This is a genomic window from Acinetobacter sp. CIP-A165, assembly GCF_000367985.1.
In the GTDB taxonomy this organism is placed as follows: Bacteria; Pseudomonadota; Gammaproteobacteria; order Pseudomonadales; family Moraxellaceae; genus Acinetobacter.
In genome coordinates this window covers 26,192-49,879 of sequence record NZ_KB849204.1, presented here as the reverse complement: position 1 = coordinate 49,879, position 23,688 = coordinate 26,192, and the positions used below count along the sequence as shown (strand labels likewise).

At 40.9% G+C, this 23,688-nt stretch carries 23 protein-coding genes; 9 read left to right on the top strand and 14 right to left on the bottom strand.

Features of this window, described 5'->3' with window-relative positions:
* Positions 1–68: 68 nt before the first annotated feature.
* A complete protein-coding gene (locus tag F991_RS13630) occupies positions 69–1,712 on the top strand; it encodes an acyl-CoA synthetase (protein WP_004672510.1) in 1,644 nt (547 codons plus the stop codon).
* 43 nt (positions 1,713–1,755) lie between these two features.
* On the opposite strand, the gene yjgA is transcribed toward F991_RS13630, so the two are convergent.
* The 9 genes from yjgA to mazG form a co-directional block, all read right to left on the bottom strand.
* Positions 1,756–2,295: a ribosome biogenesis factor YjgA gene (yjgA, locus tag F991_RS13625; RefSeq protein ID WP_004672508.1), complete on the bottom strand. Its 540-nt coding sequence runs from the start codon at positions 2,293–2,295 to the stop codon at positions 1,756–1,758.
* Positions 2,296–2,297: 2 nt separating this feature from the next.
* Positions 2,298–2,567, bottom strand: a complete 270-nt coding sequence (locus tag F991_RS13620) for an HPr family phosphocarrier protein (protein ID WP_004672506.1) — start codon at positions 2,565–2,567, stop codon at positions 2,298–2,300.
* A complete protein-coding gene (gene rapZ, locus F991_RS13615; protein WP_004672505.1) occupies positions 2,564–3,415 on the bottom strand; it encodes an RNase adapter RapZ in 852 nt (283 codons plus the stop codon). Before rapZ ends, F991_RS13620 begins: the two co-directional genes overlap by 4 nt.
* Positions 3,416–3,444: 29 nt before the next feature.
* Positions 3,445–4,290: a pantoate--beta-alanine ligase gene (gene panC / locus F991_RS13610; RefSeq protein ID WP_004672504.1), complete on the bottom strand. Its 846-nt coding sequence runs from the start codon at positions 4,288–4,290 to the stop codon at positions 3,445–3,447.
* A 3-nt stretch (positions 4,291–4,293) separates the two neighbouring features.
* On the bottom strand, positions 4,294–5,103 hold the full coding sequence (gene panB / locus F991_RS13605) for a 3-methyl-2-oxobutanoate hydroxymethyltransferase (protein WP_004672503.1): 810 nt from the start codon (positions 5,101–5,103) through the stop codon (positions 4,294–4,296).
* A 39-nt stretch (positions 5,104–5,142) separates the two neighbouring features.
* A complete protein-coding gene (gene folK, locus F991_RS13600) occupies positions 5,143–5,631 on the bottom strand; it encodes a 2-amino-4-hydroxy-6-hydroxymethyldihydropteridine diphosphokinase (RefSeq protein WP_004672502.1) in 489 nt (162 codons plus the stop codon).
* Complete coding sequence (gene pcnB, locus F991_RS13595) at positions 5,628–7,082, bottom strand: polynucleotide adenylyltransferase PcnB (protein WP_004672501.1); 1,455 nt, start codon at positions 7,080–7,082, stop codon at positions 5,628–5,630. Before pcnB ends, folK begins: the two co-directional genes overlap by 4 nt.
* A 139-nt stretch (positions 7,083–7,221) precedes the next feature.
* Complete coding sequence (locus F991_RS13590) at positions 7,222–7,650, bottom strand: ComEA family DNA-binding protein (protein WP_004672500.1); 429 nt, start codon at positions 7,648–7,650, stop codon at positions 7,222–7,224.
* Positions 7,619–8,425 carry a nucleoside triphosphate pyrophosphohydrolase gene (mazG, locus tag F991_RS13585; protein ID WP_004672498.1) on the bottom strand — a complete coding sequence of 269 codons (807 nt, stop codon included), beginning with the start codon at positions 8,423–8,425 and terminating at the stop codon, positions 7,619–7,621. Before mazG ends, F991_RS13590 begins: the two co-directional genes overlap by 32 nt.
* A gap of 98 nt (positions 8,426–8,523) precedes the next feature.
* Here mazG and F991_RS13580 point away from each other — a divergent pair, with 98 nt between their 5' ends.
* Positions 8,524–9,309: an SDR family oxidoreductase gene (locus F991_RS13580; protein ID WP_004672496.1), complete on the top strand. Its 786-nt coding sequence runs from the start codon at positions 8,524–8,526 to the stop codon at positions 9,307–9,309.
* A gap of 460 nt (positions 9,310–9,769) precedes the next feature.
* Positions 9,770–10,198: a hypothetical protein gene (locus tag F991_RS13575; protein ID WP_004672494.1), complete on the top strand. Its 429-nt coding sequence runs from the start codon at positions 9,770–9,772 to the stop codon at positions 10,196–10,198.
* A gap of 98 nt (positions 10,199–10,296) precedes the next feature.
* Here F991_RS13575 and F991_RS13570 read toward each other — a convergent pair whose 3' ends face one another.
* The 4 genes from F991_RS13570 to cysM are packed head-to-tail and all read right to left on the bottom strand — an operon-like array spanning position 10,297 to position 15,840.
* Complete coding sequence (locus F991_RS13570) at positions 10,297–12,603, bottom strand: RelA/SpoT family protein (protein ID WP_004672492.1); 2,307 nt, start codon at positions 12,601–12,603, stop codon at positions 10,297–10,299.
* 46 nt (positions 12,604–12,649) lie between these two features.
* Positions 12,650–14,041: a 23S rRNA (uracil(1939)-C(5))-methyltransferase RlmD gene (gene rlmD, locus F991_RS13565; protein WP_004672490.1), complete on the bottom strand. Its 1,392-nt coding sequence runs from the start codon at positions 14,039–14,041 to the stop codon at positions 12,650–12,652.
* Between the two features lie 9 nt (positions 14,042–14,050).
* Positions 14,051–14,872, bottom strand: a complete 822-nt coding sequence (locus F991_RS13560; protein WP_034595183.1) for a 3'-5' exonuclease — start codon at positions 14,870–14,872, stop codon at positions 14,051–14,053.
* A 17-nt stretch (positions 14,873–14,889) separates the two neighbouring features.
* The gene (cysM, locus tag F991_RS13555; RefSeq protein ID WP_004672486.1) at positions 14,890–15,840 is read right to left on the bottom strand and encodes a cysteine synthase CysM; all 951 of its coding nucleotides are present in this window, start codon (positions 15,838–15,840) and stop codon (positions 14,890–14,892) included.
* Between the two features lie 147 nt (positions 15,841–15,987).
* On the opposite strand from cysM, the gene F991_RS13550 reads away from it, so the two are divergent.
* The 5 genes from F991_RS13550 to rsfS all read left to right on the top strand — a co-directional run bounded on the left by F991_RS13550 (position 15,988) and on the right by rsfS (position 22,120).
* Positions 15,988–18,798: a GacS-like sensor histidine kinase gene (locus tag F991_RS13550; protein ID WP_004672485.1), complete on the top strand. Its 2,811-nt coding sequence runs from the start codon at positions 15,988–15,990 to the stop codon at positions 18,796–18,798.
* Between the two features lie 77 nt (positions 18,799–18,875).
* Positions 18,876–19,664 (top strand): crotonase/enoyl-CoA hydratase family protein, encoded by a 789-nt coding sequence (locus F991_RS13545; protein WP_004672483.1) that lies wholly within the window; start codon positions 18,876–18,878, stop codon positions 19,662–19,664.
* Positions 19,665–19,956: 292 nt separating this feature from the next.
* A complete protein-coding gene (locus F991_RS13540) occupies positions 19,957–20,823 on the top strand; it encodes an NAD(P)-dependent oxidoreductase (RefSeq protein ID WP_004672482.1) in 867 nt (288 codons plus the stop codon).
* A gap of 22 nt (positions 20,824–20,845) precedes the next feature.
* On the top strand, positions 20,846–21,640 hold the full coding sequence (locus F991_RS13535) for a hydroxypyruvate isomerase family protein (protein WP_004672481.1): 795 nt from the start codon (positions 20,846–20,848) through the stop codon (positions 21,638–21,640).
* 81 nt (positions 21,641–21,721) lie between these two features.
* Positions 21,722–22,120, top strand: a complete 399-nt coding sequence (rsfS, locus tag F991_RS13530) for a ribosome silencing factor (protein ID WP_004672480.1) — start codon at positions 21,722–21,724, stop codon at positions 22,118–22,120.
* Positions 22,121–22,202: 82 nt separating this feature from the next.
* Here the strand turns inward: rsfS and F991_RS13525 are convergent, their stop codons facing one another.
* Entirely contained in the window at positions 22,203–22,586 is a 384-nt protein-coding gene (locus tag F991_RS13525) for a hypothetical protein (RefSeq protein WP_034595698.1), read from the bottom strand.
* A 277-nt stretch (positions 22,587–22,863) separates the two neighbouring features.
* On the opposite strand from F991_RS13525, the gene F991_RS13520 reads away from it, so the two are divergent.
* On the top strand, positions 22,864–23,685 hold the full coding sequence (locus F991_RS13520; protein ID WP_004672477.1) for an SDR family NAD(P)-dependent oxidoreductase: 822 nt from the start codon (positions 22,864–22,866) through the stop codon (positions 23,683–23,685).
* Positions 23,686–23,688: the final 3 nt, after the last annotated feature.

Sequence of the window (23,688 nt, the reverse complement as noted above, 5' to 3'; positions counted from 1 at the left end):
ATTTAGATTGAACTAAACACTATGTTGATCTAGTTAAAGATGACAATAACATTCACGGAGCAATACACATGGTTAGTGCATATGATGAGTTACCACAAACACCCGCAAACTTCGTAGCCCTATCACCACTACGCTATTTAGAGCGTGCCGCTTATATTTATCCTGATCAAGCTGCGATTATTCATGGTGAACGTCATATTACATGGAAACAAACCTATCAACGCTGCCGTCAATTCGCCCATCAACTCGAAAAATTAGGCATTCAGAAAAATGATACCGTCTCGGTGTTATTACCCAATATTCCGGCCATGATTGAAGCACATTTTGCTGTACCGATGGCCGGTGCGGTTATAAATACCTTAAATACTCGCCTTGATGCAAAAACCATTGCCTTTATGCTTGAACATGCTGAGGCAAAAGTCCTATTGGTCGATCCAGAATTTCGCCCAATCGCTGAAGAAGCACTTGCACTTATTGCACAAGAAATTATTGTAATTGACGTATTTGATGCCGAATTCGATGGTGAGCAAATTGCGATTGGACAATACGAATACGAATCTTGGATCGCCCAAGGTGATCCTGAGTTTGAATGGCATTTACCTCAAGATGAATGGGATGCGATCAGCCTAAATTACACCTCAGGCACAACGGGTAATCCCAAAGGTGTGGTCTATCACCATCGAGGAGCCTACCTCAATGCTGCAAGTAATATTTTAGCTTGTGGCATGAAACCACGCGCGGTGTATCTATGGACACTCCCCCTATTTCACTGCAATGGTTGGTGTTTTGCATGGTCAATTGCAGCCAGTGGTGGTACTAATATTTGCTTACGCCGTGTTGATCCAACGCTGGTCTTTAAATATATTGCAAAGCACAAAGTTGATTATTTCTGTGGTGCGCCGATTGTGTTATCCATGTTGATCAATGCACCTCAAGAACAAAAAATAGCATTTGAACACCGTGTTGAAGTCATGGTCGCTGGTGCCGCCCCTCCCGTTGCCATCATTGAAGGGATGCATCATATCGGCATCAATGTCAATCATGTGTATGGTTTAACCGAGACCTATGGCCCTTCGGCACTTTGCGCGACGCAAGCAGGCTGGAGTGATTTATCTATTCAGGAACAAGCTCAGCTTCATTCCCGTCAAGGTGTGCCATATCCGTTGCAAGATAGTATGCGTGTACTTGATCCCGAGACCATGCAACCTGTACCGAATGACGGTCAAACCATGGGAGAAATTATGTTCCGTGGCAATATCGTCATGAAAGGTTATTTGAAAAACCCTCAAGCAACGGAAGAGGCATTTAAAGGGGGCTGGTTCCATACCGGTGATTTAGCCGTCTGTCATCCTGATGGCTATGCCAAAATTACCGACCGCTCTAAAGATATTATTATTTCAGGTGGCGAAAATATTTCATCTTTAGAAGTTGAGGATGTGCTCTATCGCCACCCAGCAGTACTCACTGCAGCTGTGGTGGCAAAGCCAGATCCTCGCTGGCAAGAAGTACCATGTGCATTTATTGAATTAAAACAAGGCGCATCTACGTCAACGGAAGAGATCATTGCCCACTGTCACAAAGAGCTTGCTCGCTTTAAAGTTCCTAAAGATATCGTGATTACTGAAATTCCAAAGACATCGACAGGCAAATTACAGAAATTTATTTTACGCGAGTGGGCTAAGCAACGTGCGTCAGGTGAGTTTGGAAATTAATCCAAAAAAAAAGAAGTTTCAAATGAAACTTCTTTTTTAGTCTTTAGCCTTGTTCAGATAACAACGCCACTTGCTGTACATAATTCACCAATTTAAGCTTAGAGGCTGCTAGCTCTTCTTCACTCACTTCTCGTTTAACATCACGATGGATCCGCAATACATGCTGGCGTAAGGTATGGCGTTCAGACGCATTATACACTTTACTAAATTCATTAATAATGGGATCACCCTGATCAATCATACGATCAACCCAACGTAACAATTGTGCTTGTTTCTTCGCACCTTGCTGTGGGGTTAGATAAGATAAAATCGTTGTTTCATTTTCATTGCGCAATAATTTACCAATTCGTAGAAACTGACGACGTTTTGCTTCATATGAACTAATCGTTTGTACATCAAGCAGTGCATCAATTAAACGCTCATCGACAGGCAATTTTTGAATCTGTTTTGGATTCAATTGAGCCAGTTGTTCACCCAAAGCAGCCATGCGCTGTACTGCTTTTTTTTGCTCAGTTCTACTTGCACGCCCTTCTAATGACTCAAAATCTTCATCGGTATAACGCTGCTGGGTACGACGTGACACTATTACTCTGCCTCATAAAATTTTGCTGCGAACAGCGATTGAATTTCTTCCAGTGCCTTGTCTTCATCAGCACCTTCAATGACTAATCTTAATGTGGTGCCCTTACCAGCGCCCAACATCAACAACGACATAATATTTTTTGCATCAACCAACTTATCGCCTTTACCAATTTGGATAGAAGAACGAAACTTCGTCGTCACCTCAATAAGTTTACCAGATGCGCGCGCGTGTAAGCCGAGTTTATTAATTACATCAATCGTTGTGTCTATCATGACCAGTGCTTCATTTCTCTATGTAAGATTTGGACAGCCCATTTTGCCTCAAGGGCTTGTTTGAGTCTATCCACAATATAAACTGAACGATGCTGCCCGCCAGTACATCCCACTGAAATGGTCATATAGTGGCGATGTCCCTCTGCAAAGGCAGGCAACCATTTATCTAAGAAAGCATAAATATCTTCAAACATTTCATTGGTTTGCTGACTACTTTCTAAAAAAAGGCGTACTGGCTCATCCAAGCCAGAAAAACGACGTAATTCTAAATCCCAATGCGGGTTAGGTAAATGACGGACATCAAATACATAATCAGCATCCAGTGGAATACCGTGCTTATAACCAAAGGACTGTAAAATAACAATCAAATTGTTCGATTGCCCAAGTTTAGACAACAAAATATGCTTTAAATCATGGACACTTTTATCCGAGGTATCAATATGCACTGTAGAGCGGAATTGTATCGGAATTAACAGTTGTTTTTCTTCCTGTATACATTGCAACAGGCTATTAAAACGATTGGCCAATGGATGCGGTCTTCGTGATGCACTAAAACGCGCAATCAAATTTTGATCTTGTGTGGTTAAGTAAATAATATCCACTGAACCATGTTTTTGTAATTGGTCAAAAACTTGATCGAAGTCTCGCATATCGGCACGAGTACTTCGAACATCGACACCTAAAGCGAGTTGTTCCAGATTATTTTCACGATCCAGTTTGGCCACTATTTCAGGCAACAATGCCAAAGGTAAGTTATCTATACAATAATATCCCAGATCTTCAAGCACTTGTAATGCAGAGGATTTTCCTGAGCCAGATTGTCCTGTGACGATAAGAATACGCTTCATGGCATTTTGCCCTTTTTATTTTTCAAGTTCTAAGTTTTAAAATGTATTTGTAAATTATCAATCAACCGCGTTGAACCTAGTTTTGCAGCAATAAATAAAACCAAATCTTGGTCAAATTGTTCAATAGGTTGCAAGTTGGTTTGTCGAGCTTCCACATAATCCACAATGAACCCTGCGTGTGTCAATTGAGCAGAGACATTTGCTAACACTTGTGAAAGTGCTTGTCCCTCATGCAATTGTTGCTCAGCTTGTTTTAACGATTGATAAATTGTAGGTGCAACAGCTCGTTGTTGTTCAGACAAATATCCATTGCGTGAACTTAGCGCCAAGCCATCTTCAGCGCGCACAATCGGCACACCAATGACTTCAAGTGGCATGTTTAAGTCTTGAACCAACTGACGAATCACTGCCAACTGCTGATAGTCTTTTTCACCAAAAAAGGCATAGTCAGGTTGCACAATATTGAACAACTTAGTGACCACCACAGCGACCCCATCAAAATGGCCTGGGCGTGACTGACCGCATAAATCTTCGGTGATTTGATTCACACGAATATTGGTCAAACGAGGATGCTTGCCATACATTTGCTCAACAGAAGGTGCAAAAATAATATCGCAACCCACATCTGCCAATAACCGACTATCTTGCTCTAAAGTACGCGGATAACTATCAAAATCTTCGCCCACACCAAACTGAATGGGATTGACAAAAATACTGACCACTACTACATCACAGATCTTTTTTGCAGCACGCACTAAAGTCAAATGACCTTCGTGCAAATTTCCCATCGTCGGTACGAAACCTATCATTTTTTTTGTACTGCGTGCAGGTGCAAGCGACGCAGTTAAGCCTTGTATGGTTGTTTCTGTTTTCATGAATCAAAGCTCAACTTGGAAAGTATGTTCTTTTGCAGGGAAAGACTGATCTTGAACTGCAGCATGATACGCTTTAAATGCATCTAAAATAGCAGTTTCACCGGCCTGCTCTTTCATAAAATTACGAACAAAACGTGCAACACGTCCAAAAGTTAAGCCCAACATGTCTTGTGCAACGAGTACTTGTCCATCGGTTTCATTGCCCGCACCAATCCCAATCACAGGTGTATTTGGGAATAATTCAGCAATTTCTTTACCGAGTTGTGCAGGAACACATTCGAGTAATAAAACAGCCGCACCAGCATCCACAACCGCTTGGCAGTCAGCAATCAATTGATCTGCCGCTTCACGCGTTCTCGCTTGAAGCTTATAACCACCAAATACATGTACGGATTGTGGTGTTAAGCCCAAATGTACACAAACAGGAACGCCGTTACGGGTCAAGACTTGAACCAACTCACTCAGCCAAGCCCCGCCTTCAATCTTGATCATTTGTGCGCCAACTTGCATGACTGCTCTGGCATTTTTCAAACCATCTTCAAGGGTCGCATAGCTCATAAATGGCAAATCAGTCATGATTAAGGCATGCGAATTGCCACGACGTACCGCCGCAGTATGGTAAGCCATATCTTCCACTGTGACAGGAAGGGTTGAATCTCTTCCTTGAATCGCCATCCCTAGAGAATCACCGATTAAAATCGTATCAATTTCAGCCAATTCCATTGCTTTCGCCATACTTGCATCGTAGCAAGTTAGGCAAGAAAACTTGCGTCCTTCGGCTTTAAACTTTCTTAAGTCACTTAGACTAATCATGATGATGTCCTCTACAGGCATTTCCAGAACAAAATAATCTTAAGCGGTTGCCCAAGACTGATTTGCGATTACAATCAAGTTTGCTTGCTGTACCAGTTCTAAATCTTTTAACGGATGACCATTTAACTGTAAATCGGCATCTAAATCTAACAAAGGAATGACCACAAAATCACGCTCAAGAATCCCTGCGTGAGGTACAGTCAAACGTTCATTATGTATTTGCTCTTGACCATAGATCAGTAAGTCTAGATCAAGGGTACGCTCGCCCCAACGACGTAAACGTACACGCCCTGCTTCTTGCTCAAAGTGTTGTAATTGATCCAATAAAGCCAGAGGCGCAAGCGTGGTATCCAGTTGAACAACCGCGTTTAAGAAATTGGGTTGATCTTGAGGCCCCATCGGTGGACTTTGATAGAGCTTGGAAACCTTTACAGAACCTAAAGTCGAGAGTTTCGCAAGAGCTTCTTTTAAAATCTGTTGCGAATCGCCTAAATTACTTCCAAGACCAATAAAAGTGCGAATTGTCATTGCGTTGGTCCAAATACCACTTGGCTCAAATCACGTTGAACACGCTTACGCTTGAGAATCGGATGATCTGCATGAATCTTATGCGGATCCATCGTTGCTTTTTCAGCGAACCGACTCGCAGATTCAGGTGCTCTCACACGTTCTTTCTTCGCACGACGATTTCTTGGTTCTGGCTCATTGACTAAAGGTTCTATTTCAGTAACTTTAATGTCATCCGCATCAGCAACCTTGCGACGAGTTCTTGTGCGCTGACGATTGTACTGACGAATTGCCGCTTCTTTTTGATCAGCTGACATTTCTTGGTAGTTTTCCCACCAAACACCCATACCTTCAGTTTGGGTATCGCCAGATTTCTCACGAAGTAACAAGAAATCAAATCCAGCACGGAAGCGTGCATGCCCAGCCAAAGCTTCTATTTGCTGTGGTTTAGGATTCAATAAACGCGTTTGCATTTCCCAAACTTCACGGATAAAAGTTTCAGCAAAGCGTGGAATAATGGTACGGGTTGCTTGACGCTTCAACACATCGAGTCCAGCTTGAGCACGTGCTTCAGCAGGAACAATCCCTTTATTTAAATAAAAGTCACAGCGCTCTAAAAACGGTTTCCATAGCAATACTGCATAAAAGAATGCAGGATTGATGGTTTTCCCAATTTGAATCCGTTGATCGGTATTTCGAGCCGCACGCTCTATAAATGCGGTGATATTCGGTGGAATTTCGGCAAATAACTGCTTCCACACCCCAAAATCAATCAACATTGGTAACACACGTGTTAAGTGACCCATGGTAAAGAGCTTTTGCGATTCATCATATAAACGATGTGGCGAAACATCACGCAATAGCTGCGTCATGTCTGGATTAAATACATCGAGAATCGATTGATCAATTTGAAAATTCAGTTTTGCTGCAAAACGCAATGCTCGCAACATACGTACTGGATCTTCTTCAAAACGCTGCGCAGGTTCACCGAGGAAACGTAAGGTACGTGATTTAACATCCTCAACAGCACGGCAGAAATCCAGCACGATGCCTTGTCGAGGTTGATAATACAAAGTATTGATTGAGAAATCTCGACGCGCGAAATCCTGCTCAATCGTTCCCCAATTATTATCACGAAGAATCATACCAGATGCACTGGTGACTGCTTTTTTAGGGGGTGCACGGAACGTCGCAACTTCAATAAGCTCGCGACCAGAATAAACATGTGCTAATTCGAAACGTCGCCCAATAATACGGCAACGTCGACCAAAAACTTCTTTCACTTGAGCGGGTGTTGCATCCGTAACTGCATCAAAATCCTTCGGATTAAGACCTAACATCAAGTCACGAACACCACCGCCCACAATATATGCCTCATAACCTGCTTTAGTCAGGCTATCAATCACATCTAATATTGAGGAAGGAAGTTGAGTTGTGGATAAACCACATTTTGACGCACGCAAAGTTTGCAAAAGACACTGTCTCCTACGTCAGGACGTAAATAACAATTTGTCGCTAATCATAGCTCTAACACACACAAAGGGCAATTTATTCTGTTGAAGATTCAATAGATCGATGCGTTTAATGTGTGATTTCATAACAAAAGCGCTTTTAAAGCACCAGTCTTGCTTTATTCTTTTCAAGTAACTTTGGTCCTATTCCTTTTACATTCATCAGTTCATCCACCATTTTAAAACCACCATTCTTTTGACGATACTCAACTATGGCTTGCGCCTTTTTCTCCCCGACACCAGCTAAAGTTTGCAACTGCTGTAAGTTCGCCTGATTTAAACTAATTTTATCACCGCGAATATTTACAGAAGATGAAACTGGCTTGGTTGTTTGCTGCTGTGTAGGTCGTGATAGATAATAGTTATTGTTAGGCTGACTCGCCAATTGTTGATCACGTGTTTGCTGCTGCGCTTTCCATTTTTCATAGGATTGATCAAACTGCTGTGCATGAATACTCGGTACCAAACCCAAGCATAAAACCATGCACAAAAAAATATTATGTTTGCTGCTGAGTTGCGGCAAATTCATTGGATGTCCCCTGAAGTTTTAATTGTCGTTTTGCTTGCTCCCATAGTTCATCCATTTCTGCCAAACTCATTTCTTGCAAGTCTTTCTGTTGTCGTTGTGCCTGTTGTTCAATAAAAGCGAAACGATGTCTAAATTTATGAATCGTTGCCAACAGTGCTGTCTCACTAGACAGCCCAAGTTTACGTCCTACATTGATCAAAGAAAATAGACAGTCACCAAATTCTTCTTCTATTTCATCGGCTTTTTGATTTTTTATCGCTTGCTGTAACTCTGCCAACTCCTCATCCAATTTTTCATAGGCATCTTCTACCGTTTCAAAGTCAAAACCAAGTTGCGCCGCTTTGTGCTGGATTTCATGAGCCTGTACCAGTGCAGGTGCATGTTTGATCTCGTCTAAACGCGACTGGGCTTTGCCCTGCTTCTCTTGCTGCTTGATTTGTTTCCATAATTCGCTGACTTGTTCAGGATTCAAATTTTGATATTTTTCTGACTGAAATACATGCGGATGGCGACGAATGAGTTTACTACTGATCGCATCCACAACATCTTGAAAATCAAATGCTCCTTGTTCACTAAACATTTGTGATTGAAACACCACTTGGAGTAACAAGTCTCCGAGCTCATTACGGATTTCATCTAAATCCCCCGCTCGAATCGCAGCTTCAACCTCATAAGCCTCTTCAATGGCATAGCACGTCAAACTGCTTGGTGTTTGTTGTTGATCCCATGGACATTTTTCTCGTAACTGTTGCATGATTTCTAATAACTTTTCCATGATGATCTCCCAAACCTAATACAGCCAAATTGTTGCAGCATAAAGCAGCTTATGCGTAATATACACCCACTCAAGAAATATCAATATAAAGGAAAGCCATGCAATATAGCGTTTTTATCACTGGAGCGGCCCAAGGAATCGGTGCGGAAATCGCTCGACTTTTTCATCAAAAAGGCTTCAAAGTCGGAATCTATGATATCAATGAACAACAGGCCCAAGCTTTAGCTCAAGAACTTGGGGAAAATGCTAAAGCCGGATACCTAGATGTGAGCAATGATCAACAATGGCAAATCGCGCTACAAGAGTTTCAACACTGGGCAGGTGAACTGAATATTTTAATCAATAATGCTGGAATTTTATATTCTGGTGCATTTGAACAGACTTCAATTCAATCACATCAGCGTACGATGGATATTAATATCAAAGGGGTTTTAAACGGCTGTCATACTGCTTTTCCATATCTTAAAAATGCCCGTTTTGCTCGTGTGATTAATCTCTCTTCAGCGTCAGCAATTTATGGTCAAGCGGATTTAGCATCCTATTCTGCCAGTAAGTTTGCAGTGCGCGGTTTAACCGAAGCACTTGATGTAGAGTGGCAAAAATATAATATTCGAGTCTTGGATGTCATGCCTTTGTTTGTGCAAACCAATATGGTGAAAGACATGAATGCAGGGAGTATTCAAAATATTGGCGTGGATTTAACCCCTGCCGATGTTGCAAAACAGGTCCTGTATTTAGCACAACAAAAAGATCACTTACTGCTCCCAACACATACGCCTGTCGGAATTAAAACCAAACTTATGTATCAACTGTCTAGTATTAGTCCACAATTTCTAAATCGTCTCAGCAATTTATTATTATCTAGACAAAACAAACCATTTTAATCACATTATTAGACCTCTTTCATCATTAATTGCATCCTCCTTGTATTTCTCCATACAGGAGAAGCAAAATAGATTTATGAAGGAGGTTTATTATTTCAAATAAAATATAAAAAGGCAGAGTTTGATAATACCACCCCATATTTAGTTGAACTTTCATGTAAAATCAAAAAACACCAATAAAATCCAGAGAAAAAACAAAAAAATCATCATTAAAAAAAATAATAAACAAATCATAAAATTCAAAAAAAATAATTTAAACAATATAAATCAATTAGATAAAACAAAAAAATTTTAAAAAAGATATAATTAATAAAAACAAAATTAACTTTTATGACGTAGTAGACAGACAATTCTTTAAAAAATTATTAAAAAATCGTGACATTTAAAAATAATTTAAATAGAATCCACCCGCCATACTCATCTTGGCCATTTAACCGAAAACTTTTAAAGTGTTTATAATATGAAAAAACTATTAGTTTTAACTGCTGCTGCAACCCTTTCTTTTTCTACTTTTGCAGCAACTGAGGGTAAACCTTTCTCTACAACTGAATTAAGAGCGATGGACTGCCCAACGCTTTCTGTTGAGCAAGCTAATGCAAAACGTGAACTCGCTGCCGCAGAAAAAAATATTGCCAACATTAATGCTAACGCTCAAGCACCAGGTAAAGCAATTAGCAAATGGGCTGGTGTTGCAGGCGGTGCATTAGCTGCATTTGGCGGCAACTCTGAGAAAACAGCGAAAGCAAGTCAAATTGCAAATAATATTGCAGGTGAAGACGATACTTCTGATGTGAACAACCTTTCTGTTCAAGAAGCAGTTAAAGCCAAGGCTCAAACCAATATTGATAATATTGCCACTTATCAAAAAAGCAAAAAATGCAAAATCTAATATAAATATTATGTTCAGATAAATCTGATCATTCATATTTATTGATCGCAAATATAATAAAACCCGCCTAAGCGGGTTTTATTATGATTCAACAATATTTAACTGCCTTGAACCAAACGTCTTGCACTAATAATCCCCGGTTGTTGCTCTAAACGAGCCAACAAACGAGAGAGTTGTGCTAAACCTTTGACTTCAATTAACAACTTCATATTGGCAATACCATCGGATTCAGAAATGGTATTAACCTGACGAATATTGATTTGATCAGAAAAAATCACTTGAGTTAAATCTTTGAGCAAACCACGGCGATCATAAGCCTCAACCACGATCTGAACACTCTGACCACGGGTTGGCTGCATTTCCCAATCCGCTTCTACTGCACGCTCAGGCTCTAGCCCTGTCATCCGCATATAATCCGTACAAGCGACCTTATGGATGCTCACACCACGATTTAAAGTGATGTAGCCGCCAATCGACTCACCATGAACAGGCTGACAACATTGAGCAATGTGTAGTTCCACATTATCCAAACCATCAATCAAGATCCCATGTGCAGATAAAGTATGACTGGCACGCGGATTCAATGCTGGCTTCAACACCAACTCAGGCTCATCTTGATCCAAATGCATCTGACGATTCACTTGGTTAATCAGCGCATGCAGACTAATGTCTCCACTGACCAATGCCACCAAAATGTCATCACCAGATTTTAGATTAAAATGAGATGAATAATCTTTTAAATCAATACTTTTTGGGTGAATCGCCAGGCGTGCAAGCTCCTTGTTCAGCAGCTCTCGACCCACTTCGATATTCTTACTACGATCTTGTTGTCTAAACCAGTGACGTAGCTTGTCTCGTGCGCGCGAAGTTTTGATATAACCTAAGGAATTTACCAACCAATCACGGTTTGGCTCTCGATCTTTCTTGGTTAAAATCTCAACCTGTTCACCCGTTTTTAAGGTATAGGTTAATGGCACATAACGCTGATTTACCCGTGCGGCATAGCATTTGTTCCCCACCTCAGTATGCACATGATATGCAAAGTCGAGAACCGTTGAACCACGCGCTAACTCCTTAATATCACCATCACGACTAAACACATAAATCTTTTCAAAATTCTCAAAATCTTGAATCTGATCTATACCATTTGACTCATCATCTTCGCCATGTGGTGTGGTTTCAGTACGTTCCTGATAATGCTCAAGTACTGCACGCAATGAATGCAAACGATCATTAAAAGAATGATCGGTATTTTTTGCACCTTCTTTATAGTTAAAGTGCGAGCAAACCCCGAGTTCGGCTTCTTCGTGCATCTCAAAAGTACGAATTTGCACTTCTAGAGATTTATTCTCTGCAATGACTGCCGTATGCAAAGAGCGATAACCATTGGCTTTCGGGTTGGTGACATAGTCATCAAACTGATTTGGAATATGCCGCCATAACTGATGCACAATCCCCAAGGCATGGTAACAATCGGGTACGCTTTTCAACAATACACGCACTGCGCGTATATCATAGAGCTGATCGAAGCTGAGATTCTTGCTTTTCATTTTTCGATAGATCGAATAAATGTGCTTCACTCGCCCAGTAATTTCAGCTTGAATATCATATACATCTAGTTCAGTCTTGAGCTTGTCAATCACAAATTGAATGTACTGCTCTCGCTCCAAACGTTTTTCATTTAGTAACGACGCAATTTCTTTATAACGTTCAGGCGCTAAATAACGAAAGGCAAGGTCTTCAAGCTCCCATTTAAGTTGCGCAATCCCTAAGCGATGTGCCAACGGAGAGTAAATGGTTAAGATTTCTCGAGCGACACGTTCTTGACGCTCTTTACTTGCATTGGCTAACTCACGCAACGCATAAGTACGTTCTGCTAGCTTGATTAAAACAACACGCACATCTTCTGTCACTGAGATGAGCATCTTGTATATGCCGTTTAAATGTTCACGCTGGTTATTATTAAAATGATCTTCTAGTCGCTTATTTTTTTCAATCAACTCAGACAGTTTACCCATCGCAAGTGTACCTTTGACGAGCGCCAATACTTGCTCGCCAAACTCACGCTGAATATCTTCTAGAGTGATTAAGCCCTCACGTACACTGCGATATAATACTGCCGCTGACAACGTATCTTCATCTACATGTAAATGCGCTAGAATATCTGCCATACCAATCCCAGTACTAAAGGTGTTGGTATGATGATTAACCGTAGTTTCTAACTCTTTTGCTAAGGTAAGCTCTGCAACTTTTTGTAGTTGTTTTAGCTCATCCCTATCCAAGATATCGCACACTCGATCTAGCCAAGAAACTAGACTACTTTGCGCTTCAGCGGCATGTTCTACAGTCGCTTCCTCAGACAATTCTTGGAATCGTCCAGGTAACTGTTCACGTACTGTGACCATACCATTCTCCTCTGGATATATAACTCATTTTCTAATCGTTTATCTCTTAGATTTTATCAAACTGATTTTTTTCAAATAAGGCAATAGATTCAACATGTTCAGTATGGGTAAACATATCCATCACTGCGGCTTTCCTAAGCCGATAACCATATTGCGCCAATACACCCGCATCCCTTGCCAGTGTTGAAGGATTACATGAAACATAAACGATTCTTTTTGCTCCAAAGTTCGGTACATATTGCATTACCTCAAATGCACCCGATCTAGGTGGATCAATCAATAATGCATCAAATCCTTGTTTTGCCCAAGAATGATGCGAAAAGTCTTTTGTTAAATCTTGTGAAAAAAACATAGCATGAGCCAAATCGTTTGCTTTTGCATTCTCTGTGGCCCGTTGTACCATTTCATCACTTGCTTCAACACCTACCACTTGACCAGACTCACCAACACAACGTGCTAAAGGCAGAGAGAAGTTACCTAACCCACAGAATAGATCAAGTACCCTTTCCCCTTGCTGTAATTCTAGCAATTCACATGCCAATTGAACCATTTTAGCATTTATAGCGCCATTTACCTGTGTAAAATCCAAAGGTGAAAATGCAAAGTTGACAGCAAAATCTTCTAAACGGTAATGCAGGCGCATCGGCGCTCGTGGATCATCCACGCGATGTACACTGTCCGAACCTTTAGGTTGCAAATACAACTGCCATCGCTTGTCTAACGCAAATTGACGTAATTGGTTGACATCCGACACATTTAATTCATCTAAGTGACGAATTAACAATCCGACCTCGGTATCGCCCATCGCCAACTCAATATGACCAATCTGTGCTTTACCCGCTAAGTTTTCAAGTAGCGCTCTTAGCTCAGGTAGTGTTTCCGATAAGCTTTGTTCCAACACCGTACACTGCTGAATCGCAGTTAAATGATTACTATGATGCTCTCGAAAGCCCATCACGAGGCGATCTTGCCTTGCGATGTAGCGAACACCAATCCTAGCACGACGTCGATAGTCCGCTTTAACTGAACGAATTGGATCGAGCCACTGTTCAGGCTGTAAACCAGCAAAGTGCTGTAGATGAGACTGCAACACATTTTGCTTCAGTCGAATCTGCTCATCGGGGTGAATATGTTGTAAGCTACAGCCACCACACACCCCATAATGTGGACAAATCGGCTCTATTCGCTGTTCAGCAGCCTCACTCTCAAGGGTCAGCATTTCAGCTTCTTCTAGACGCGTGGTCTGATGGGTAATTCTTGCTTGAACAGTTTCACCGACCAAAGCATTACGAATAAAAACTTTTTTACCCTGCTTTTCTTTCGGATGGTCTGCATGCGTTCCATAATGTGCAATCCCTCGCCCCTCATGCGAAAAAGCTTCGACTTGAAAGGTATAAATGGGATTTTGGGCTGGACGCTGTTTCGCTTTATGTTTCAAAAGATGAACCTAATTTTGGGGCGCAAAAGTGTGTGCGGTGAATACAGTATATTGCGATGTTCGCTGCCATACCTGTAAAAAATCTGATTGTTGCGTTTGCGTTTGTAAATATTCAACTGTTGACTGAATCATTTGCTGATGATCCTGTTGATTTAGCTGACCTTTTAATAGTAACCAACGCAAATACACCAACCACGTATTTAAAACATCGCCTTCACAATAACTGGTCAGTTTTAACCACTGCTCTGTACGAACATACTCAGGCACATGATAGCCAGACTCACCACGCTTACCAGGAAAACCAAGAAGACACGCAATATCATCCAGCTTTTGGAAATTACGACCATTAAACATCGCCATAACATCCATCAAATCAACATGACGATGATGATAACGGTTCTGGTAATTATTAAAGCGTTTTTGGTTATCAATTTCACCTTGATCAAATAAGCTCGGTGCCGTAAGTCCGTGATACATGGCTCGGAATAAGATCACAGGTAAATCAAACTGTGAACCATTCCAACTGACCAAAGTTGGTTGTTTCTTATCAAAAATAGATAAAAACTTAGTCAACATTTCCGCTTCAGAATTTTGTTCTCGACTAAATGAAAACAATCGGAAACCTTTTTCATCAATCCATAAACCTGAGATACACACGATTTCATGTAAAGGTAAACGTTGAAAGTCTATACCAGACTCTTGACGACGGATCTTGGTCAGTGCCTGTTCCACATCGGCTTCAGGTAAATCAAGGTGATAAAGATGAGCACCAGCTTTTAAATCAGTCAGCGTTTCAATATCAAAAACTAAAATCGGTAAACGTAAGCTCATCATTCAATACAATTCATCTAGGCTTGGTCTTCATCTTGCACTGAAAACAATCCAGTCGACAAGTAACGATCACCTCGGTCGCAGATAATACAAACAATCACGGCATCTGGATTCTCTTCTGCGATTTTAAGCGACGCCCAAACTGCACCGCCCGAAGATGTACCTGCGCTAATGCCTTCTTTACGAGCCAGTTTACGCATGGTTCTTTCCGCTTCGATCTGCGGAATATCCATAATACGATCGACACGACTAGCATCGTAAATGGTAGGTAAATATTCTTGTGGCCAACGGCGAATGCCCGCAATACTCGATCCATCCGAAGGTTGTAGACCAATAATTTGAATCTCAGGATTTTGTTCTTTTAAATATTTTGAGACACCCATAATCGTGCCTGTGGTTCCCATCGAACTGACAAAATGCGTGATTTTTCCAGCAGTTTGCTTCCAGATTTCAGGACCTGTGGTGAGATAGTGTGCTTCTACATTATCAGGATTGCCAAACTGGTTGAGTACAAAGCCTTTGCCCTGTTCTTGCATTTGTAGCGCCAAGTCACGCGCACCTTCCATGCCTTGTTGCTGTGTCACTTCAATTAACTCAGCCCCATACGCCGACATGGCATCTTTTCGTTCTTGGCTCATGTTGTTCGGCATGATCAACTTCATGTTATAGCCGCGCATCGCTGCGACCATCGCTAAAGCAATCCCTGTATTTCCACTGGTTGCTTCAATTAAAGTATCACCTGGCTGAATTTGTCCGCGCTTTTCTGCTTGGATAATCATATTGTATGCAGGACGATCTTTAACTGAGCCTGCTGGGTTATTGCCTTCTAATTTGGCTAATACCGTGGCTTGAGTATGACTTGCTAACCGCTGTAAACGCACTAAAGGAGTTTTACCAACATAACGATCTAGCAAATAGTCGTCGAGTAAAAATTCATTTGCTAAAAAATCAGTTTGCATGTTCGTCATGATCGACACCGATATCAATGTGGCGACTATTGTATGAAAAAAACAGAGAAACTGCACCTTTTCCCGCTGCTTTTTATTGACCGCTAAACGCTCACGCGATGTAAAGCGTGCTAAGATATTTTGCAGAATGATAAATCTGCCCCAACTATGTCAAATTTCAATAAAGCCATCTCTAAACGTTTACGGCTCAATCATGCTTACGGACAACTGATTGCACTCATTTTCGTGCCAATCGCCATTTTGACAGCCGTGGGAATCATCTGGGTTTTATCAGAAACAACCAATGCCGCCAAACAACAACAAAATGCGGAAGCATCTGCCATTTTGGCACGTTACCATCAGACCTCAACTGAGTTATTTCATCTAATACAAGAACATCCAGATCAGTACGATCGTGCTCAAAACCTGATGCAGAAGATGTTTGATGAAAAAAACTTACAACGTGCAGTGCTGATTGACAACAAAGGACAAACCTACTTAACCGTTGGCTATCAAAATAATCGCTTTTGGCCAAACTTCCCAAAAAATGGTCATTTTTTTGGACCTATCCCACATAATGACAATAATATTTACGGGGTAAGATTAGATAACAGCAACCCCAATTCAGTCTGGTTAATGATTGAGCTAAACAACCACTCACTTGAACTCGCACGCTATAAGATTTTACTTTCATTGGTTGCCACAGGACTGCTGACACTCTTAATTTTATTATTTTGCTTAAATGTTTTTTCTCGTCGTTGGCTCGCCCCGTTATACGAGATCCGTATGCAAATGCAACGCCTCAATGCCGATACATTGGATCAGCATATTGTGGTCAACAGTACGGGGGAACTCCGTTTACTCCAACGAGACATTGCCAATGTGGTTAAGCGCTTACACTTCAGTTTCTTAGAATTAAAAGAACATACTGAGCAAACTGAGGAAGACTTACGCCGAACACTCGATACTTTAGAAGTTCAAAACATTACTTATCGTCAGGCACGTGACCAAGCCATTTCATCAAACCAATCGAAATCGGTCTTTCTTGCCAACATTAGCCATGAGTTAAGAACACCACTGAATAGTATTGATGGTTTTATTCACTTATTACTACGTCAGCAAAACTTAAGCAACGAACAGAATTTATACCTACAAACCATTCGAAAATCCTCAGCACACCTCTTAGCACTTATTAATGATGTTCTTGATTTTTCTAAAATTGATGCTGGAAAACTAGAGCTTGAAACTGCGCCATTTGACCTAGAAGAAGCCATCTTTGATGTGATGGATATGCTGTCTCCTTTGGCCGCACAAAAACATATCAATATGGCATTTTATTATGCGGATAATATCCCACAACATGTGGTCGGTGATGCATTACGCTTTAAGCAAATCCTAACCAACCTCATTTCAAATGCGATTAAATTCACACCTGATGGTGAGATCATCGTTCGTGTGCGTATGGAGGATGATGATATTGGACAATGTCTATTACATTTTAGCGTTCAAGACAGTGGTATTGGTTTAAGCGGCACAGATCGCAAGAGATTGTTTGAGTCCTTCTCGCAAGGTGATGCATCTGTCACACGTCAATTTGGTGGTACAGGGCTAGGCTTAGCCATCTCCAAACAACTGGTGCATTTGATGCGAGGTCAAATCGGCTTTGAAGACAACCAAGAACGCGCACCGACTGAAAAAGGCTCAACGTTCTGGTTTACCGCTTCATTTAAAGTAGAGGAACAAGATGCAATAATCGAACATCCTCGATTTGACCATTTACAAGTGGTGTCTTATTTAGCGCATCCAGCAACGGCAAGTGTACTCCGTTTATATCTCGAAAATTATCATGTTGATCATATCGAAACGCAGTCGATTTTAGATTTATTTAGTCGACTCAATCACCTAAATCAGCAAGAAAATACTTGGCTGATCGTCGATTATAGTGGTGATACCGAGGCATTGCTCAAAGAAATTCGTCAACGTTATCATGGCAATCTCGCTGTTTACGGCTATCAGATGAACCTCGATCCGAACATGTTAAATGAGTACCGTGCTCGACCAATCTACCAACCTTTGAGCCGTCGTGAACTGATCCAACTGTTAGGCAATCAACCTATTTTTGAGCAAGAGCCAGAGGATTTTAATGGTCAAGGCCTACATATCTTAGCGGTGGATGATCATTTACCTAACCTGATCGTACTTGAAGCCCTGTTAGGTGAACTCAATGTCACCACCACCAAAGCATTGAGTGGACAGAAAGCCATTGATATCATTCAAGAGCGTATTGAACAAAAATCGCCTCCTTTCGATCTGGTCTTTATGGATATTCAGATGCCTGTCATGTCGGGCATTGATACCACTCTTGCGATCCGCTCATTAGAGTCAACTCTAGATTCAGGTATGCAACTGCCGATCATTGCACTGACTGCACATGCGCTGGCAGATGAAAAACAAAAACTCCTCAAAGTTGGTATGAATGACTATGTCACCAAGCCGATTCAAATGGAGCAAATTATTCAAATATTGACGCAGTGGACCAAGAATAACTTTAGCGCTCAGCCTGTAACAAATGAAACCAAACGCCCAATAGAATCGCTTGACCCACAGATTTTAAATTGGCAACAAAGTATCCAATTGGCTGCCAATAAAGAAGATTTAGCTCAAGACTTATTACGTATGTTAGTCGATAGTTTTGATACCGAACTCACTGAAATGCAACAACTGATTGAGGTGGAAGACTTCCCACAACTTGAACACGTGCTCCACCGTCTTTATGGCGCAACGCGCTATGTTGGCACCCCAACCTTACAACGTGTTGCAGGTGAGTTTGAACAATTTGTTTCCACGCTACGTAAAGAACGTCGCAAAGCGGATGAAGGCTTTATTCAAGAAACAAACCATCGTTTTAATGAACTAAACTTTGCAATTGAACAAGTCAGACAATCAGCAAATTTAATCTTAAATTTGAATGACAGCTAAGGTGACTGTTGTGTCATGTTTTATCTTAAAAACTCATGCTATGCTGCCGATCATCAAACACAATAAGAGTATGACAGATGGCCGTTTTACGCGTTGAAAAGAATAATGGCATTGCAACGGTTTACCTCAACCGTCCAGACAAACGCAATGCAATGAGTTTTGCGTTGTTAAAGGAACTTGTCGCAACTGCCAAAAAAATTGAAAAAGATCGTTCGATCCGTTGTGTCATTTTAACGGGTGAAGCGCAGGTGTTTAGTGCAGGTATCGACTTATCTGATCTAAACAACCCTAAAAATACCGTGTTTGCGGCATGGGAACTGATTAAACCGGGACAAAGTCTTTTTCAAAAAGCGTTTTTAATTTGGCAAAACTTACCGATTCCCGTTATCGCGGCCATTGAAGGCTATTGCTTTGGCGCAGGTATGCAACTTGCACTCGCTGCCGACATTCGTATTGCCACGCCAGATACTCAAATGTCAATCATGGAAAGTCGTTGGGGGCTTGTGCCTGATATGGGCTTAACCCGTTCTTTAAAGGGTTTAATCGGCGTTGATTTAGCAAAAGAATTGACTCTGACAGCACGGATTTTTGATGCGCAATATGCCAAAGAAATCGGCTTGGTCACGCATTTGAACGCTGATCCGTTAACAAAGGCAAATCTCATTGCCCAAGAGATGCTACAACGTTCACCTGATGCATTAATGGCTGCCAAACGCGTATTAGATGCAATGCAACATCAGCCAGAAAAAGCACTACGCTTAGAAAAGCTGTGGCAGCTTAAACTGATTTTAGGTAAAAACAGCGCACTTGCACGCAAGAAAGATAAGAACCCTGAAGTTGAGTTCTTGCCAAGACAATATAAATAAGCTGAATTTAATCTCAAATCTATCCCATTATTTATTATCGTGGGGCGACATGGATGTCGCCTGTTGGACAGGGGTAACATCGACGTACCCTCTGTCCAACAAAGGGTTTTTGTTACTTTTCATCCGTGAAAAGTAAGGTCAACGCCAACGCAAAGACAATTCAATTCCTCGCACTTTATGAGGCTACGTGAATTTTAAAGCTTAATATGACATAGGCTACAAATGGCGTTTCCAAATATCATATTTGAGCGAAAAGTTTTAAATCAAAATCGTTAAGTTATTGAGTTTTTATATGCAAATCAATCCACAAACACCTATCGCTTTTTTAGGTATGGGCTTAATGGGTACGCGCATGACAGCCCGACTCCTTCAAGCAGGATACTCAGTTGCTGTTTGGAACCGCAGCCCACATGCTTGTGAAGCACTGATTCAACAAGGTGCAACTGCTTTAGAACTCGATCAGATTGCAGACTATCCCGTTATTTTGACCTGCTTGGCGGATGACAAAGCTGTTCAAAGTGTTTTCATGAAAATTCAGCCTTACCTACAACCACAACAAATTATCGTTGATTTCTCTAGCTTATCGGTAGCAGCAACCCAAGAATTGGCTCGATCAGCACAAAAACAACAAGTCACATGGATCGACTCTCCTGTTTCGGGTGGAACGATGGGCGCGGAACAAGGCACACTGGTTATCTTTGCAGGTGGAAATGCTCAGACAATCGAACAACTAAACCCAATCTATCAAGTCCTATCTCAACGTGTAACCCGTATGGGTGATTCAGGAACAGGACAAGCCACAAAAATCTGTAATCAACTGATTGTTGCAGCCAATAGCACATTAATTGCTGAAGCCGTTGCGCTTGCCGACCAAGCTGGTGTGGATACGACTTTACTCGCTCCTGCACTTGCAGACGGTTTTGCTGACTCTAAACCTCTACAAATACTTGCTCCCCGTATGGCAACACACACCTTTGAACCAGTGCAGTGGAAAGTCCAAACCCTCTCTAAAGATTTAAACAATGCTTTACAACTTGCACAAAGCTTTAACCTACAGATACCTGTCGCACAAAAAGCTCTACTACAGTTACAAGCACACCAACAAAATGGCTTTGCTGAGAATGATTTAGCTACTATCATTCAACATATAGAACAATAATTAATGAATCATGGAGGTTAATATGAGTCATCTTGCCGTCAATTTATCGATGATTTTTACTGAAGTACCTTTAATCGAGCGCTTTGCTTTAGCACATGCACATGGTTTTCAGCATGTTGAAATTCAATTTCCCTATGAATTAGAAATTTTTGATATCCAAACCCAACTTGACCAATACAACCTCTCTCTATGTCTCATTAATGCCCCTGCGGGAGACCTGATGCAAGGTGGTAATGGATTGGCAGGTGTTCCCGGATTAGAAACGACATTTTATCAAGCACTTGAACTTGCGATCAGCTACGCCAATGCATTGAATGTACCTCGCATAAACATACTCGCAGGCAAACAACCTTTAGATGCCGATTTACTACCTTGCTTAAACACACTGGCAAGCAATCTGAAACTCGCATGTCATATGCTGACAGAACACGATATTGAGCCTGTATTTGAAATGATCAATGGCACCGATATGCCCCGTTTTTTAATACAAAATATTGCCCAAGCGCAAGAAATGCTTGAAGCGGTGAATCATCCTGCACTTAAAATGCAATACGATTGCTATCATATGGCGATGATGGGGGAAGATGTTTTAGCCGGTTTACAAGAGAATCTTCATCATATTGGGCATATACAATTTGCTGATTGTCCGAGCCGCCATGAGCCTGATACTGGAAATATTCCTTATAAACAAATTTTTGACTGGTTGTTACAAAGTGATTATCAAGGTTTAATTGCCGCAGAATACAGACCAGAAACTCACTCAGATCAATCATTTGCATGGAAAAAGAAATATTTTTCCAATGATGTGAACACATAATCTGTTACGGCTAAAATTTGAATTTTTTTGTTAAAAACGGTATATTTGACGATGAGCAATTGTCAGGAAAATATACGCCCCATGAATTTAGAACCATCGCCCAGCGCTTCTAATTCTCACGACCTAAAAATCAAAACTTCAAGCACCGATGTACAGGCTTGTTTAAAAGTCGTACATGAAGCCCTTACTGATGTAAAAGCCAAAGATATTCTAGAACTAGATGTCAGTTCTATTAGCAATGTTGCTGATGCAATTGTTATTGCCAGCGGCACTTCAACCCGTCATGTTAAAGCCCTCGCGGACAATGTTGCTGATGAAGCACGTAAAGCAGGTTTTCGCCCAATCGGTGTCGAAGGTGAACGAGACGCCGAATGGATCTTAATTGACCTAGGTTTCGTCGTTGTACACGTCATGTTGCCTACTGCTCGTAAATTCTATGACCTTGAAAGTTTATGGCGCGCTCCTGAGTCTGTCGCATAAATATTTTAAGTAAAAAAGCGATCTTATATAGATCGCTTTTTTAATTTTTAAAGGTCAGATTTTGTTTTTATATCTTCACATTTTATTGCTCAATCGTGTCTTTTCTTCCCTCTCGAATAACTTCAAGCATTATGTCGGACATTTCTTTTCTCATTTTTTCTACCCTCCCACTTTTTAGCTCATCAATCAACTTTAGTTGCTCTTTACTTATATCTTTATAGTTGTCACCCGCCAAGTTTTTTATATCAAACGTGCCCATCAATTGCCACTCTTCTTGTCTACACTCATAAAAAGCATATTCAACAATGGCTTTTTCATCTTTATTCATTTTTATCTGGGACTCAACTTTTTGCATTAAACAATTTGCATATTTTTCACTTGCCTCTTCAAGAGGCTCTGCTAAGACCATAGAAGAAAAAGAAAAACAGATAAATGAGATCACGAAAAATATTGTTCTTTTGATCACCCAAACCTCTTAAAATAATTTAAATATGTCCGTAGAACACTACCACCCTTAATATCTAATTAAAACAAAAAACGACCTAAGGCAGCCTTCTCAAATTTTCAACGACTAACTTCGCATCACCAAAGCTAAAATCAATCAATCCTACATAAATTTATTCACATCAAAAGAAAATCGCCTCTCCTCGCTTTAAAACTGACATGCTAAATTGTCAAATTTAACGTATTATAAAAATGCTTAAACACTCAATCTATAAAAAGTCATAACTGGAGTAAACAAAGTGAAGATTCTGATTACTGGTGCAAATACGGGTATTGGTTTTTCCACCGCTGAACAATTAGTTAAACAAGGACAGCATGTCATCTTAGCCTGTCGCAACCCGCAAAAAGCCCAAGCGGCACAAGACAAACTCCGCGCACTGGATCATGGTCAAGTCGACTTAGTATCACTTGATTTAAATAGCCTCGAAAATACACGTAAAGCAGCAGATGAAATTGCCAATCGCTATGGCAGCCTAGATGTTCTAATTAACAACGCTGGACTATTTTCAAAGACCAAACAATTAACACAAAATGGTTTTGAGCAACAATTTGGTGTCAATTATCTTGGTCATTTTCTGCTGACGCACAAACTTATTCCAGTTTTACAGCAAGCTCCCAAAGCTCGAATTATCCATCTCGCTTCAATTGCACATTGGGCTGGATCAATCAAACCCAATAAGTTCCGTGCAGAAGGTTTTTACAATCCGCTGTTTTATTATGGTCAGTCTAAATTAGCGAATCTTTTATTCAGTAATGCATTAGCCGAGCAGATGGCAAGTAGTACCATTACCAACAACGCCCTACACCCAGGCGGTGTTGCTTCTGACATTTATCGCGATTTGCCGAAGCCCATTTATGAAGTGATGAAAATTGGTTTAGTACCCACTTCTGTTCCAGCCAAACTCATAACTGAAATGGCAATTGGCGGTGAATGGGAAAATCGCAATGGCGAGTATGTGAGTGCACATATGCCAGACTGGAAATCACCTCATGCTAAAAACCAACAGCTTGCACGTGATTTATATGCTCAATCTATGGATCTTGTAGAAAAGTATCTTTAATCA

What these genes read in the sequence shown, in the direction of transcription:
- F991_RS13630 (WP_004672510.1), top strand. Translation starts at nt 69, where the DNA reads ATGGTTAGTGCATATGATGAGTTACCACAAACACCCGCAAACTTCGTA.
- F991_RS13620 (WP_004672506.1), bottom strand. Translation starts at nt 2,567, where the DNA reads ATGATAGACACAACGATTGATGTAATTAATAAACTCGGCTTACACGCG.
- rapZ (WP_004672505.1), bottom strand. Translation starts at nt 3,415, where the DNA reads ATGAAGCGTATTCTTATCGTCACAGGACAATCTGGCTCAGGAAAATCC.
- panC (WP_004672504.1), bottom strand. Translation starts at nt 4,290, where the DNA reads ATGAAAACAGAAACAACCATACAAGGCTTAACTGCGTCGCTTGCACCT.
- panB (WP_004672503.1), bottom strand. Translation starts at nt 5,103, where the DNA reads ATGATTAGTCTAAGTGACTTAAGAAAGTTTAAAGCCGAAGGACGCAAG.
- folK (WP_004672502.1), bottom strand. Translation starts at nt 5,631, where the DNA reads ATGACAATTCGCACTTTTATTGGTCTTGGAAGTAATTTAGGCGATTCG.
- F991_RS13590 (WP_004672500.1), bottom strand. Translation starts at nt 7,650, where the DNA reads ATGAATTTGCCGCAACTCAGCAGCAAACATAATATTTTTTTGTGCATG.
- mazG (WP_004672498.1), bottom strand. Translation starts at nt 8,425, where the DNA reads ATGGAAAAGTTATTAGAAATCATGCAACAGTTACGAGAAAAATGTCCA.
- F991_RS13580 (WP_004672496.1), top strand. Translation starts at nt 8,524, where the DNA reads ATGCAATATAGCGTTTTTATCACTGGAGCGGCCCAAGGAATCGGTGCG.
- F991_RS13575 (WP_004672494.1), top strand. Translation starts at nt 9,770, where the DNA reads ATGAAAAAACTATTAGTTTTAACTGCTGCTGCAACCCTTTCTTTTTCT.
- F991_RS13570 (WP_004672492.1), bottom strand. Translation starts at nt 12,603, where the DNA reads ATGGTCACAGTACGTGAACAGTTACCTGGACGATTCCAAGAATTGTCT.
- F991_RS13560 (WP_034595183.1), bottom strand. Translation starts at nt 14,872, where the DNA reads ATGAGCTTACGTTTACCGATTTTAGTTTTTGATATTGAAACGCTGACT.
- cysM (WP_004672486.1), bottom strand. Translation starts at nt 15,840, where the DNA reads ATGACGAACATGCAAACTGATTTTTTAGCAAATGAATTTTTACTCGAC.
- F991_RS13550 (WP_004672485.1), top strand. Translation starts at nt 15,988, where the DNA reads ATGTCAAATTTCAATAAAGCCATCTCTAAACGTTTACGGCTCAATCAT.
- F991_RS13545 (WP_004672483.1), top strand. Translation starts at nt 18,876, where the DNA reads ATGGCCGTTTTACGCGTTGAAAAGAATAATGGCATTGCAACGGTTTAC.
- F991_RS13540 (WP_004672482.1), top strand. Translation starts at nt 19,957, where the DNA reads ATGCAAATCAATCCACAAACACCTATCGCTTTTTTAGGTATGGGCTTA.
- F991_RS13535 (WP_004672481.1), top strand. Translation starts at nt 20,846, where the DNA reads ATGAGTCATCTTGCCGTCAATTTATCGATGATTTTTACTGAAGTACCT.
- rsfS (WP_004672480.1), top strand. Translation starts at nt 21,722, where the DNA reads ATGAATTTAGAACCATCGCCCAGCGCTTCTAATTCTCACGACCTAAAA.